This is a genomic window from Stenotrophomonas maltophilia group sp. Smal32 (genome assembly GCF_030237085.1).
Lineage (GTDB): Bacteria > Pseudomonadota > Gammaproteobacteria > Xanthomonadales > Xanthomonadaceae > Stenotrophomonas > Stenotrophomonas maltophilia_Q.
In genome coordinates, this window is sequence record NZ_JASJSI010000113.1 from 1 (window position 1) to 13,396 (window position 13,396).

General features: G+C 67.4%; 12 protein-coding genes. 6 read left to right on the forward strand and 6 right to left on the reverse strand.

What is annotated here, in order from left to right:
- The 4 genes from QRO91_RS19035 to blaL1 all read left to right on the forward strand — a co-directional run.
- Window positions 1–514: RNA polymerase sigma factor (locus QRO91_RS19035; RefSeq protein WP_404830275.1), on the forward strand; the 514-nt coding region annotated here is incomplete at its 5' end.
- The gene (locus QRO91_RS19040; RefSeq protein WP_049427753.1) at window positions 511–1,362 is read left to right on the forward strand and encodes a FecR family protein; all 852 of its coding nucleotides are present in this window, start codon (window positions 511–513) and stop codon (window positions 1,360–1,362) included. The genes QRO91_RS19035 and QRO91_RS19040, both read left to right, overlap by 4 nt.
- Window positions 1,363–1,432: 70 nt before the next feature.
- Complete coding sequence (locus QRO91_RS19045) at window positions 1,433–3,856, forward strand: TonB-dependent receptor (protein WP_049427755.1); 2,424 nt, start codon at window positions 1,433–1,435, stop codon at window positions 3,854–3,856.
- Between the two features lie 96 nt (window positions 3,857–3,952).
- A complete protein-coding gene (gene blaL1, locus QRO91_RS19050; protein WP_049427757.1) occupies window positions 3,953–4,825 on the forward strand; it encodes a L1 family subclass B3 metallo-beta-lactamase in 873 nt (290 codons plus the stop codon).
- Between the two features lie 118 nt (window positions 4,826–4,943).
- On the opposite strand, the gene QRO91_RS19055 is transcribed toward blaL1, so the two are convergent.
- The 3 genes from QRO91_RS19055 to QRO91_RS19065 all read right to left on the reverse strand — a co-directional run bounded on the left by QRO91_RS19055 (window position 4,944) and on the right by QRO91_RS19065 (window position 8,251).
- Window positions 4,944–5,483 carry a DUF411 domain-containing protein gene (locus QRO91_RS19055; protein ID WP_080354973.1) on the reverse strand — a complete coding sequence of 180 codons (540 nt, stop codon included), beginning with the start codon at window positions 5,481–5,483 and terminating at the stop codon, window positions 4,944–4,946.
- A 115-nt stretch (window positions 5,484–5,598) separates the two neighbouring features.
- Entirely contained in the window at window positions 5,599–5,940 is a 342-nt protein-coding gene (locus QRO91_RS19060) for a hypothetical protein (protein ID WP_049427760.1), read from the reverse strand.
- A 25-nt stretch (window positions 5,941–5,965) separates the two neighbouring features.
- Window positions 5,966–8,251, reverse strand: coding sequence for an FdhF/YdeP family oxidoreductase (locus QRO91_RS19065; protein ID WP_100443839.1), 2,286 nt, complete (start codon window positions 8,249–8,251; stop codon window positions 5,966–5,968).
- A gap of 244 nt (window positions 8,252–8,495) precedes the next feature.
- On the opposite strand from QRO91_RS19065, the gene fdhD reads away from it, so the two are divergent.
- Entirely contained in the window at window positions 8,496–9,335 is an 840-nt protein-coding gene (gene fdhD, locus QRO91_RS19070) for a formate dehydrogenase accessory sulfurtransferase FdhD (RefSeq protein WP_049426810.1), read from the forward strand.
- A 171-nt stretch (window positions 9,336–9,506) separates the two neighbouring features.
- Here fdhD and QRO91_RS19075 read toward each other — a convergent pair whose 3' ends face one another.
- Window positions 9,507–10,043 (reverse strand): carboxymuconolactone decarboxylase family protein, encoded by a 537-nt coding sequence (locus QRO91_RS19075; RefSeq protein ID WP_049426811.1) that lies wholly within the window; start codon window positions 10,041–10,043, stop codon window positions 9,507–9,509.
- Between the two features lie 106 nt (window positions 10,044–10,149).
- On the opposite strand from QRO91_RS19075, the gene QRO91_RS19080 reads away from it, so the two are divergent.
- Complete coding sequence (locus QRO91_RS19080; RefSeq protein WP_049426812.1) at window positions 10,150–11,031, forward strand: AraC family transcriptional regulator; 882 nt, start codon at window positions 10,150–10,152, stop codon at window positions 11,029–11,031.
- A 49-nt stretch (window positions 11,032–11,080) separates the two neighbouring features.
- On the opposite strand, the gene QRO91_RS19085 is transcribed toward QRO91_RS19080, so the two are convergent.
- Both QRO91_RS19085 and QRO91_RS19090 read right to left on the reverse strand, forming a co-directional pair.
- On the reverse strand, window positions 11,081–11,641 hold the full coding sequence (locus QRO91_RS19085; protein WP_049426813.1) for a TetR/AcrR family transcriptional regulator: 561 nt from the start codon (window positions 11,639–11,641) through the stop codon (window positions 11,081–11,083).
- A 4-nt stretch (window positions 11,642–11,645) separates the two neighbouring features.
- The gene (locus QRO91_RS19090; RefSeq protein ID WP_049426814.1) at window positions 11,646–13,178 is read right to left on the reverse strand and encodes an MFS transporter; all 1,533 of its coding nucleotides are present in this window, start codon (window positions 13,176–13,178) and stop codon (window positions 11,646–11,648) included.
- Between the last annotated feature and the right edge of the window lie 218 nt (window positions 13,179–13,396).

Here is a 13,396-nt window from a genome sequence, read left to right on the forward strand (position 1 = left end):
GCCCTCTCCCTGCCCGCCTGCGCCGCCGTTGATGTCCTCGCTGGTGCGCCATTACGAGGAACTGGTGGAATATCTGCGCCGCCGTTTCCGCTCGCCGGGGCTGGCCCGTGAGGTGGTGCACGATGTCTGCGTGCGCCTGCTGGAGCGTCCGGTCGCGCATGACGCACGGCAACCGGTCGCGCTGCTGCGGCGGATCGCACACGATGCCGCGGTGGACCGCTGCCGCGCCGAGGATCTGCGCCGGCACTGGGTGGAGGGGCGTGCCAAGCTGCCCGATGACGCCTGCCCGCGCCCCGGGCCGGAGCAGCAGGCGCAGGGACAGCAGGCCATGCAGCGACTGGGCGCGACCATCGAACGCATGCCCTGCCGCCGCCAGCAGGTCTTCATCCTGCACAAGATCCATGAACTGCCACAGGCCGAGGTCGCCCGGCGCATGGGCATCGGCCTCAAGGCGGTGGAGCGCCACCTGCGCCTGGCCATGGCCGATTGCCACCTGTCGGCTGGCCTGCGATGAGTCCACAGCCGCCGCCGTCCACACCGCAACCGCCGATCCAACCCGCCACCACCGACCAGGTGCTGGACCAGCATCGCGACGCCCTGAAGGAACGCTTCCCCATGCCCAGCGCGGATGCCCTGCAGCGTCGTCGCGGTGGGCGTGCGGCGAAGATCGTCCTGCCGCTGCTGCTGATCGCGGCCACCGGCGTGTTCATTGCCGACCCGGCATGGCAGGTGCACGACTATCGGACTGTGGTGGGCGAACGCCGCGACATCCGCCTGCCCGATGGCAGCCATCTCCTGCTCGACGCCGGTACCCATCTGCAGGTTCGCAGGCACATTCGCTCGCGACAGGTAGTGCTGGTGCAGGGCCAGGCCCGTTTCCAGGTGCAGCACTCGAGCTGGCGCCCGTTCGAGGTCGAGGCCGGGCCGGTGCGGGTGCGCAACTACGGCACGGTGTTCGACGTGGACCGGCAGGGCAACCTCAGCGAGGTCACCCTGTGGCGCGGCGAGGTGGGCGTGCGCGTGGATGGCCGGGGCGCCGAGCAGCGCCTGAAGCCGGGGCAGCGCATGCTGGCCCAGCCGGGATCGTTGTCGCCACCCGAACCGGTCAGCCCGGACCGGGCCGACTGGACCCATGGCCGCCTGCAGTTCGATCGCCTGCCGCTGGCCGAAGTGCTGCGCATCCTGCAGCGGTATCACGACCGCCCGATCGTGCTGGATGACCCGCAGCTGGGACCATTACGGGTCTCGGGCGTGTTCGATGCCGATCACGCCGAGACCGCTGTTGCACTGTTGCCGGAGATCCTGCCGGTGCAGGTGCACACGGCCAGCGATGGCAGCCTGCATCTGCGCGCACGCGATTGATTGCGCACGCGAGGGTGGGTTGCACGTCGTCCCATCCGGCAGCTGCCTGAACCCCTCCGAAGGACCCTGCATGACCCGCCCTGTCCCACCTGCCGCCCTGCGCCGGCTGGCCCCTGCCCTGCTCGCCGCCTGCCTGTGCACGGCCCTGCCTACCATGGCGCAGAGCGCTGCATCCGCGCTCGTCGAGCTTCACCTGCCCGCCGGCCCGCTGCATGCGTCGCTCAATGCGCTCGCGCGCCAGAGTGGCATCCAGCTGTTGTTCGCCGCCGACAGTGTGAGTGGCCGCAGCGCGCCGGCACTGGATGGGCGCTATGCACCGCGCGATGCGCTGCAACGCCTGTTGCAGGGCCACGACCTGACCCTGCAGGAACGCGTCCCCGGGGTATTCGTGGTCAGTGCAACTGCCGCACAGACCAAGGCCAGGCCCGACGCAACGATACGCCCCGCCGCACCGGCCAATCCGACCTCGCTGGCCCGTGTCACGGTCTCGGCCTCGACCGCTCGCATGCCGCAGGGCGAGACGGCGATGCCCAACACCATCACGGTGCTGACCCGCGAGGACATCGCCCAGCAGCTGGCATTGGGTTCGGATGTGTCGCGGGTGCTCTCGTCACAGATCCCGGCGTTTGCCCCGGCGCGCGAGAAGATGTCCAACTACGGCGAAACCATGCGTGGCCGCGGCATCCTCTACATGGTCGACGGCGTGCCACAGTCCACCCCCCTGCGTGACGGCTCACGGGATTCGCACACCATCGACCCGGCGATGATCGAGCGCATCGAGGTCATCCACGGCGCCAACGCGCTGCAGGGCATCGGCGGTACCGGTGGCATCGTCAACATCATCACCCGCAGCGCGCCCAGCGAGCCGGGTGCCTTCCTGCTCGACACCAATGTCAGCTACAGCTCCGCCCTGCCCAGCCGCCACGACGACAATGGCCAGCGCGGCTCGGCCCTGGTGGGCGTGCGCGGCGAACAGTTCGACCTGGTTGCCGGCCTGGCCTATGAGAAGCAGGGCCTGTACCACGACGGCGAGGGCCGATCGATCGGCACCAACGCGCAGGGCGAGCTGATGGACTCGACCTCATCGAACGTGTTCGCCAAGCTGGGCTGGAACATTGCCGAAGGCCAGCGCCTGCAGGTGATGGCCAACCGCTACGAGCTGCGCGGGCTGGACAACTACTTCGCGGTGAATGGCGATTTCCGCACCGGCCGCCCGACGATTTCGGTGCGCGGTGACACGCCGCTGGACCCACCGATGAACCGCTCGCGCTCGCTGACCGTGGACTACAGCGCCGCAGACCTGCTCGGTGGCCGCTTCCAAGCGCAGGCGTTCGCGGTCGACTTCGAGGGACGCTATGGCGCCAGCCAGTGGGACCCGTGGGGCAATACCGGTGCCAATGCCGCCTGGGACCAGACCCAGAACGAATCGGACAAGCGCGGCTTCAAGCTGACCCAGAGCTGGAGCCGCATCGCCGATACCACGCTGGATGTGACCTTGGGCCTGGACGGCCTGCGTGACCGCACCCACCAGGTGCTGCTGGCCAGCGGCATGAACTGGGTACCGCTGACTACCTACCAGAGCCTGTCGCCGCTGCTGCAGCTGCACTGGTGGCCAACCGACCACCTGATGCTGTCCGGCGGCCTGCGCTACGAAAAGGGTGAGCTGGAGGTGGGCGACTACACCACCCTGCCCCGCTATGGCGCGCGCAAGGTGACCGGCGGCAAGCCGACCATGAGCGAAACCCTGCCCAACTTCGGCGCGGTCTGGTACATCAACGATCGTCTCAACGCCTATGCCTCCTACTCGGAGGGATACACCGTGGCCGACGTCGGCCGCGTGCTGCGCGCGATCAACCGCGACGGCCAGCGCGTCGAGAGCCTCATCGACCTGTCGCCGGTGGTGTCGGACAACCGCGAGATCGGCCTGGAGTATGACGATGGCCGCTTCAGCAGTGACATCGCCTACTACACCTCCGAATCGAAGCTGGGTTCGGTGCTGGTCTATGACCCGGGCATCGATGCTTACGCAGTGCAGCGCCAGGCGACCCGCGTGGAGGGCTTTGAAAGCAACCTGCGGTTGCGGCTTGGCGACAGCCGGCTCGGCCTGGGCTATGCCCGTGCCAACGGCCGCTACGACGCCGACATCGACGGTCGCCTCGACAGCGACCTGGCCGGCGTCAACATCGCACCGAACCGGCTGACCGCGTTCTGGGAACAGGGCTGGACGCCGCAGTTCAGCACCCGCCTGCAGGCCAGCCATGCCTTCGACCGCGATTTCGACCTGCGCGGCGCACGAGTGGCAGAGTTCAAGGGTTACACCATGGTGGACCTGGTCGCGCGCTACACGCTGGGCAAGCACGCGCTCACGCTGGGCGTGCAGAACCTGGCGGACAAGCAGTACATCAGCTACTACTCGCAGACCACGCCGTCGAACCCAAGTTATTTCTCCGGCCGCGGCCGGGTGCTGACGCTGGGCTGGCAGTACCGCTACTGAGCCATCGGCGCCCTTATGGGAGTCATGAAATCTATGCGAGACGCGCTGAAGGAGGCCCATGCTAGTTTCTGGGCCTCCTTCAAACGGACGTGAACCATGCGTTGTTCCCTGCTCACCTTCGCCCTTGCTGCCGCGCTCCCATTCGCCCAGGCGCATGCCGCCGAAGCGCCGCTACCGCAGTTGCGCGCCTACACCGTAGATGCCTCCTGGCTGCAGCCAATGGCACCATTGCAGATTGCCGACCACACCTGGCAGATCGGCACGCAGGAGCTGACCGCCCTGCTGGTGCAGACCGCCGAGGGCGCAGTGCTGCTGGATGGCGGCATGCCACAGATGGCCGGTCACCTGCTGGACAACATGAAGGCACGCGGGGTGGCACCGCAGGATCTGCGGCTGATCCTGCTCAGTCATGCGCATGCCGATCACGCCGGGCCGGTGGCGGAACTGAAGCGCCGTACCGGCGCGAAAGTGGTGGCCAACGCCGAATCGGCCGTGCTGCTGGCGCGTGGTGGCAGCGACGACCTGCACTTTGGCGACGGCATCACCTATCCGCCGGCCAGCGCCGACCGCATCATCATGGATGGCGAAGTGGTCTCCATCGGCGGCATCGACTTCACCGCTCACTTCATGCCGGGGCACACGCCGGGAAGCACTGCGTGGACCTGGACCGATACCCGCGATGGCAAGCCAGTGCGCATCGCCTACGCCGACAGCTTGAGCGCGCCGGGTTACCAGCTCAAGGACAACCCCCGCTATCCGCGCTTGATCGAAGACTACAAGCGCACCTTCGCCACGGTGCGCGGCCTTCCCTGCGACCTGCTGCTGACCCCGCATCCGGGTGCCAGCAACTGGAGCTATGCCGCCGGCAGCAAGGCCAGTGCCAACGCACTGACCTGCAAGGCTTACGCGGATGCCGCCGAAAAGAAGTTCGAGGCGCAGCTGGCCAAGGAATCTGCGGCACACCGCTGATCCTGTAGAGCCGAGCCCATGCTCGGCTTGCCGGAAGAAAACAGCCGAGCGTGGGCTCGGCTCTACACAGGCCGCGTAGGATGGTGCCGATCAGGCCGACCGGCACCGCCACTGGGTGTCAGCCGCCCTGCCCATGCTGGGCAAACGGCTCGGTACTGCCGTCGGCGCGCACCAGTTCGACGGTGTACGGCTGCACGTAGCCATCGGGCATTTCCATGCCTGGCGAACCGGCCGGCATGCCGGGCAGCACCAGGCCACGCGCCGTGGGACGCTCCGCCAGCAGGCGCTTGATGTCCTCCGCCGGGATGTGGCCCTCGACCACATACCCGCCGATCTCGGCGGTATGGCAGGACGCCTTGCCGACCGGTACACCCAGGCGGACCTTGATCGGGTTCATGTCGTCGGTGTCACGCACATCCACCTGGAAGCCGGCGGCCTTCAGGTGATCGACCCAGATTCCGCAGCAACCGCAGCTGGCGGTCTTGTGCACGATGGCCACCGGCAAGGCCGGATCGATCTTGGCCGGGCTGACCTGGGCCGGCACCGCCGGTGCTTCGCTGGCAACCGGCGTTGCAGGCGATTCTTCGGCGGCACGCGCGCAGGCAGCCGTGGCCAGTACGGTGCCCAGCAGCAGGCCAAGAGAGAGAATACGGTTCATTGAGTGATTCCTTTGCAGATGCGGGCAACGCGGCCCGCTGCCTGCGCATCGAAGGCACAGGCAGAGTCGAGAATGAGTCGAGCAGCAATGGCAGGCACTTGATGCCTGCAGGGAATCACACGATGGGAGGCCGTAGCGGATCCGGCAACGGCGGCGGTGCGCATTGCTGAGCGCTGGCTGGCAAAGGCGCCTCCCGCCATGGCGAGGCGGGCGTTCCGCCCAGGGAGGCCAGCATGCCGAGGCTGGCCGGCGGGCATTCGCACTCACCGCCCTGGCAGGCTGCCGGGGCTGCATCATCGCAGCAGCCTGCTGCAGCCATCGCGGCCGGGTGCGGTGCTGTGCACTGGTCCTGGCTGGCCGGCCCGCTGTACGAAGTTGCAGCAAGCGCCAGCGCCGGTGCATTCAGCACCAGGGCAACGAGCAGCATCCATCGCAGCAGCAAGCCAGGCAGGTTCACATGCGGATGATAGCCGATGCGCGCCTCACGCAATCGCCGCCGCCATCGCACTCATCCGCACCGGGATCGACTTGGCTGCGGGCGTGCCGCTGATGCGGTCGTAGTAGTCCAGCGGCAGCAATGGGTTCAGTTCGGGGTAGTAGCCGGCCAGCGCGCCGCGCGGCATCGGGTAGTCCAGTACGGTCAGGCCCTCGATGCGCCGCTGCACGCCATCGCCGCTGATCGTCTCCAGGCTGACCAGCGCCTCTTTCTCCAGGCCTCGTGCCAGCCGGTCCTCGATGTTCATGAACAGCACCATACGATCGTTGTACACGCCACGATAGCGGTCGTTGTAGCTGTAGATGGTGGTGTTGTACTGGTCGTGCGAACGGACAGTGGCCAGGCGCAGCATGTCCGGGTCGTGCACGGGATCGTCCACGTCCAGGCCGGGCATCACCAGGATGTTGGCCTTGCCATTGGGTGTGGGCCATGCGCGGCGGCGCGGCGGGATGTCCAGGTGGAAACCATGCGGCTGCTGGATGCGCTCGTTGAAGCCGGTGTAGATCTCCGGGTATACAGCAGCGATCAGATCACGGATGGGGCCGTAGTCGTGCATGCAGCGTACCCAGTCGACCCTGCTGTGCGGCAGGGTTGCCATCGCCATGCGGCAGACGATCTCGACCTCGGGCAACACGTCGGCGCTGGCAGGCTCCAGCACGCCGCGCGACGCTGTCACATTCGACATCGCATCTTCGATGGTGACGAACTGCTCGCCGGCCGGCGTGACGATGCGCTCCGAGCGCGCCACCACTGGCAGGATCAGCGCATCGCGACCATGCACCAGGTGGCCACGGTTGAGCTTGGTGGCGATGCCCACGGTCAGCTCAAGGCCGCGCATGGCCTCGTACGCGCGCGGCGTATCAGGCACGGCATGGATGAAGTTGCCGCCCAGGCCGATGAATACCTTGGCGCTGCCATCCAGCATCGCCTCGATCGACTCGACCACGTGGTGCCCGTGCTCGCGCGGCGGATCGAAGCCGAACACCTGCTGCACGCGGTCCAGATAGGCCGGCTTGGGCTTCTCGTCAATACCGACGGTACGGTCGCCCTGCACATTGGAATGGCCGCGGATCGGCCCGATGCCAGCACCGGGCTTGCCGAAGTTGCCCCGCAGCAACAGCAGGTTGGCCACCTGCTGCAGCAGGCGCGAGCCGTACTGGTGCTGGGTCAGCCCCATGCCGTAGCAGATCACGGTGGCATTGGAGCGGATGTAGATCTCCGCACAGCGACGGATCTGCGCCTGTGTGATGCCGGAGACCCGCACGATCTCGTCCCAGTCCTGCGCCATCACGTCCTCGCGCAGCGCCTCCAGGCCCACCGTGTGTTCGGCCAGGAAATCATGGTCGAGCACGCGCTCGCCCTGCGCCTCGCGCTCGAACATCACCTTCATCATGCCCTTGATCAGCGCCAGGTCGCCGCCGATGCGGATGTGCACGAACTCGCTGGTGATCTCGGTCGAACCGAATGTGGCCATCTGCACCACGTCCTGCGGCTCGGCGAAGCGGATCAGCGCACGCTCGGGCATCGGGTTGACCGCCACGATCGGAATGCCGCGTTTGCGCGCCTCAACCAGGTTGCTCATCATCCGCGGCGAGTTGGTGCCGGTGTTCTGGCCGATCACGAAGATCGCCTCGGCGTGCTCGAAGTCCTGCAGAACAATGGTGCCCTTGCCCACCCCGATGGCCGGCGGCAGGCCGCGGCTGGTCGGCTCGTGGCACATGTTCGAGCAGTCCGGGAAGTTGTTGGTGCCGAACTCGCGTACGAAGATCGAATAGAGGAAGGCGGCTTCGTTGGGCGTGCGCCCAGAGGTGTAGAACTCGGCCTGGTGCGGGCTGTCCAGCGCCTGCAGATGGCGGCCGATCAGCGCGAAGGCATCGTCCCAGCTGCACGGCACATAGTGGTCGGTCGCCGCGTCGTAGCGCATCGGCTCGGTCAGCCGGCCCTGCATCTCCAGCCAGTAGTCGGTCTGCGCCATCAGTTCGGCAACGGTGTGCTGCGCGAACAGCTCACGGCCGGCGCGGAACTGGGTGGCCTCCCAGGCCAGCGCCTTGGCACCGTTTTCGCAGAACTCCAGCTTCTTGCGTTCGTCGGCATCGGGGAACGCGCAGCTGGGGCATTTGAAGCCACCGGGCTGGTTCATCGCCAGCAGCGCCTTCGAGCCTTTGCCGATCACGCTCTGCTGCAGCAGCACCTTGGCGGTGGCGCCGGCGGCACCCCAGCCACCGGCGGGCTGGTTGTAGGGCTTGTAACGCGGCGGTTTCTGCTCGGACATGTTCGGGAACCTGGCGGGAGGAACGCAGCAACAATCGGCACAACGCGGTCCGGCGGCGCGTTCGATGGCACGGCCAGCCCCACAGTCAAGCACGGCCCACGCCGCTTCGCCAGTGGGTGCACGCTGTTTTCAGCGCAGCCTGCCATGACAACGGTTACACCTGCGTCAGCGCGTGGCCGCTGCGCTATTCTCGATGCCGTGGGTGGTCCACCACCTGCGTATCTCCCTTGTCCGGACGCGCTGCATGCCTGATTCGCCCACATCGCACACCCCGCCTGCCGGCACGGCCCAGCGCCCGTTGCAGCGCTGGCGCAGCGAGGGGCAACAGCCGCTGGTCGATGTGGTGGCCGAAGAAGTGCCGGTGGCGCTGCGTTACAACGGCGCCGCCTTCGCAGTGATGATGGCCACGCCCTGCGACCTGGAGGACTTCGCGCTGGGGTTCTCGCTCAGCGAGGGTCTGATCGCTACGCCCTCGCAGCTGCTGTCGATCGACATCCACCCGCAACTGGAGGGCATCGAACTGCAGATGGCGGTGACCGGCGATGCGCCCGGCGCCGGCCTGGATCCGGCAAATGGGCGCCTGCTGCCCGGCCGCGGCGGCTGTGGCCTGTGCGGTTCGCGCCAACTGGAAGAGGTGCTGCGGCCACTGCCCGAGGTGCGTGAGCGCCGGACCTATTCACCGGCAGCCCTGCAACGGGCGCTGGCCACGCTGGTGCAGCATCAGCCGATGAATGCGGTGAGTGGCTCGACCCACGCCGCGGCCTGGGCCGATGCCAGCGGCCGCATCGGTTGGGTGCGCGAGGATGTCGGTCGCCACAACGCGCTGGACAAGCTGATCGGCGCCTTGCATCACAACGAACACACGATCGAGGGCGGCCTGCTGGTGATTTCCAGCCGGGCCAGTTACGAGATGGTCAGCAAGGCCGTGCGGGCCGGTGCCAGCGTGCTGGCGGCAGTCTCGGCACCGACCGCGCTGGCGATCGACCTGGCCCGTGGTGCAGGCCTGTGCCTGGTCGGGTTCGCACGGGAAAGCGGGTTCAATGTGTATACCCATCCCGAGCGACTGCAGGCAAACGACAAGTAGCATCGACTGGGTAGAATCGACCGGGTAGGGTCGACTGTCAGTCGACTGCTCTTCGTTCAGACCCGCGAAAACCCCGCGCTGCGCGCGATAGTCGACTGACAGTCGACTCTACCCGGCCGGCTCCATTCAGACCGGCCCCGGCGACCACTGCCGCCCGGGCCGAACCGAATCTCAGCGCAACGCCACCTTCGGGAAGTCCACCGGCACGTCGAATGCTACGTTGACGTAATTGGTAAACAGGTTGAGCGCCACGTGGGCGAGAATCTCGACGATCTGCTCGTCGTCGAAGCCGGCCGTCCGCAGCGCCTGCACATCGCCATCGGTGATCCGCGCACGCTGCTCGACCACCTTCAGCGCGAAGTCCAGCGCAGCTGCGGTAACCGGATCGCTGGACTGGCCGATCTGCGCGGCGGCCATCTGCTCGCTGCTGGCACCGGCCTTGCGGCCCAGCGCGGTGTGCGCCGCCAGGCAGTACTCGCAGGCATTGCGATTGGCGATGGCCACAGCGATCTGCTCGCCCAGCAGCGGTGACAGGCGACCGCCGCCCAGCGCACCGAACGAACCCCACATGCTCTGCAGAGCGGCAGGGGAATTGGCAACGGCGCGGAACATTGCCGGGGTGGCGCCGAAAGCGGCGTGGACCTGGCCCAGCAGGGCCTGGCGGTTGGCGGTGGTGTTGGCGGCATCGATCAGGGGGACACGGGACATGGTGGATTTCCTTGGGAAAGCGCCCGGGATTGGACGACCCGCTCATCCTAGGTAGACTCGCCGGACGAATCAGGCTAAATCAGCCATACCTGTTGTCCATTCATCCATGAGCACGCCCGCCGACACCTCCCCACCCGACCGCCTCTCCTCCCTGCTGGAGCGCTTCCGGGTGCAGGCCGCGCTGTTCCACAGCGGTCCGCTGTGCGGGCGCCATGTCTTCGAGCCGCAGCCCGGTCGTGCCTTCCTGCACATCCTGCGCCAGGGTGAAATGGAGGTCCGCCATCCCGGCGGCGATATCGCGCTGCCCCGGTTGAAGATCGACACACCCAGCCTGCTGTTGTATCCGCAGCCGCTGCACCACGTGTTCTTCAACGCACCGCTGGATGGCCCGGATTTCACCTGCGCCACGCTGGATTTCGATGGCGGTGCGCGCAATCCGATCGTGCAGTCGCTGCCACCGGTGATTGTGGTGCCGCTGGCGGCCATCGGCGAACTGGATGACACCCTGCAGCTGCTGTTTGCCGAGGCCGATCGCCAGCGCTGCGGTTCCCGGCTGCTGACCAATCGCCTGTTCGAGGTGGCGCTGATCCAGATCCTGCGCTGGGTGGTCGATCACCCGGATGCAGCAGGCGTCAGCCATGGGCTGATGCGCGGCCTGTCCGATGCACGGCTGGCACGCACACTAGTGGCGATGCACCAGGCGCCGCAGGACGAATGGACGCTGCCGCGCATGGCCGCGACCGCCGGCATGTCGCGCAGTGCGTTCGCAGCGGTGTTCAAGGACGTGATGCAGGCCACGCCGGCCAGCTACCTGCTGGACTGGCGGCTGAGTCTGGCCTGCGCGCAGCTGCGGGCCGGCATGGCGGTCAAGCAGGTGGCGATCGAGGTGGGGTTTGCCGATACCGCCTCGCTGTCGAAGGCGTTCCGCAAGCGGTTGGGGGCCTCGCCGCGGGCGTGGTTGGCCGCGAGCGTAGCGCCGGCTGGGTAGCGCGGGGGTTTCGTTGCCTGACCGAAGAGCAGTCGAGCATGGCTCGACTCTACAAGTGCGGCGACCCATCAGACTTCGCCAGCAACCCGGCGATGCGCTCGGCAACCTGGGCGCGCACATCTTCATCCAGCTGCCCTTCGTACATCGCCTCATAGATCCACAGGCCATCAGCCGCCAAGCGCGCCACGAAATTGTCGAGCGTCGTCGGGTCGACATTCCCGGCCTCCGGCGCGGACGGTGCCCAGCGCTGGACCGCCGGGCCCCACGGACGCTCGCCCGCTTCAGGGTCGGCCGATTCCAGCATGAACATCAGCTCGGCACGGGTGGCGCTCTGGGCCGACACGCGCACGAAGGTCTGGTAACGCTCCAGCGCAGTGGCCTGCTCGGCAGTCTTGCCCAACAGCGTTTCCATCGACGTCTCCCAGGCCTGCACCAGATGCTCGTCGATGCCGCGCAGCAGCGCCTCGCGCGACGGGAAGTGATACAGCAGGCCACCACGGGTCAGCTTGGCCTCGGCCGCCACCGACTCGAAGGTCACCGCACGCACGCCGTCACGATTGATCACGTTGACGGCGGCGTCGAGGATGCGGTCGCGCTTGCTGGTTCTCATCGCGTCATTTTACGCGATCGGCCGCGCCCTCGCGGCTGCCAACGCGGCCGCGCAGCAGGCGCGCCAGGATCGTCGCGCCAAGCGCCAGCACCGCCGTGATCACCAGCAGCACGATCTGGTAGCCACGGTCATACGCCGCCGCAGCCAATGCGAACCACTCGCCCTGCCCGCTCTCGCGCGCGGCATGCAGCGCCTGGGTGAAGCCTTCCCGGGCAAGTACAGGCATGTCGGCCGAGACCGGCAGGAATGCGCTGTACATCGCGGCGCTCAGGCTGCCCAGCATCGCCACCGCCAGCAGGCCGCCGAACTCATAGGACACCTCTTCCACCGACGAGGCCATGCCTGCCCGGTGTGCCGGCACATTGTTGAGGATGGCGGTGGACGCCACCGAGATGGCCGAACCCATGCCGAAACCGGTGATCGCCATGCCTGCCACCACCCAGCCGAGCCCGTGCGGGAAGCCGAACGCCACCACGCCGACACCCAGCGCACCCGCAGCCAGGCCGCCGCAGATCAACGGACGCAGGCCGACCCGATGCAGGATGCTGCCGCCCAGCAGCGCACTGGGCAGGCTGCCCAGTGCTGCCACCGATACCAGCAGCCCCGCCTGCAGCGGCGTAAAGCCCGCCACCAGCTGGAAGCGCTGGGTGGTGACCAGCTGCAGGCCGGCCATCGCGAACAGGGTGAATACCGCCGACAACGTGCCGGCCAGGAACGCCGGGTTGCGGAAGATCGCGAAGTCCAGCAGCGGGTACGGCAGCTGTTGTTGGCGACGAGCGAACGCCGCGCCGGTCACCATGGCCAACAGCAGCGCACCAGCGCCCAGTCCATACGATGGCGGCGTGGCGATCAGCGACTTGATCGCCAGCACGAGGCCGGAAAGAGCGGCCAATGCCAGCAGCGACGAAACCAGGTCCCAGGGCCGCGAGGTGTCACGCTGGCCTTCCGGCGCCAGCAGCAGCGTGGCCACGAAGGCGACCACCACCACCGGCACGTTGATCAGGAACACCGAGCCCCACCAGAAATGCTGCAGCAACCAGCCGCCGATGATCGGGCCAAGCGCCGCGCCGACGATGGCCACCGAGCCCCAGATCGCAATGGCGATGTTGCGCTCGCGCTCCTCATGGAAGCTCAGGCCGATCAGCGCCAGCGTGGCCGGCATCATTGCTGCCGCGCCGACCGCCAGGAACGCGCGTGCGGCAATCAGCTGCGCTGCGGTGTCGGCGAACGCCGCCGCCAGCGAGGCCACGCCGAACACCACCAGGCCGATCAGGAACATGCGGCGGTGGCCGATGCGGTCGCCCAGCGTACCCGCACCCAGCAGCAGGCCGGCCATCACCAGCGGATAGGCGTTGATGATCCACAGCGCCTGGCCGGCACTGGCCGAGAGTTCTTCGGTCAGCGTGGGCAGTGCGGTGTAGAGCACGGAGTTGTCCAGCGTGACCAGCAACAGGCCGGCAGCGACGGTGAACAACAGTGCCCAGCGACGGGCACGCGACAGGGCCGGAGCACCGGCCAAAGGCTGGGACAGAGCCATGGGACAACCTGATGGGGTGAAGTACGGCCATAACTATACCGGATGTCCTGTATAGTTATGGCTGTCAGGGCAGCAATTCAGGTTGCCCGGCGGGAAATGTTCATCTTCCCGCGTACGTCTCGCCGGGCCACGCTCTGCGGAATGGAACCTTCATTGGCAGTCCTGCGGCAACGCGGCGATCGCCGATACCACCGCCCCCTGCATGGCCTGCCCCACGG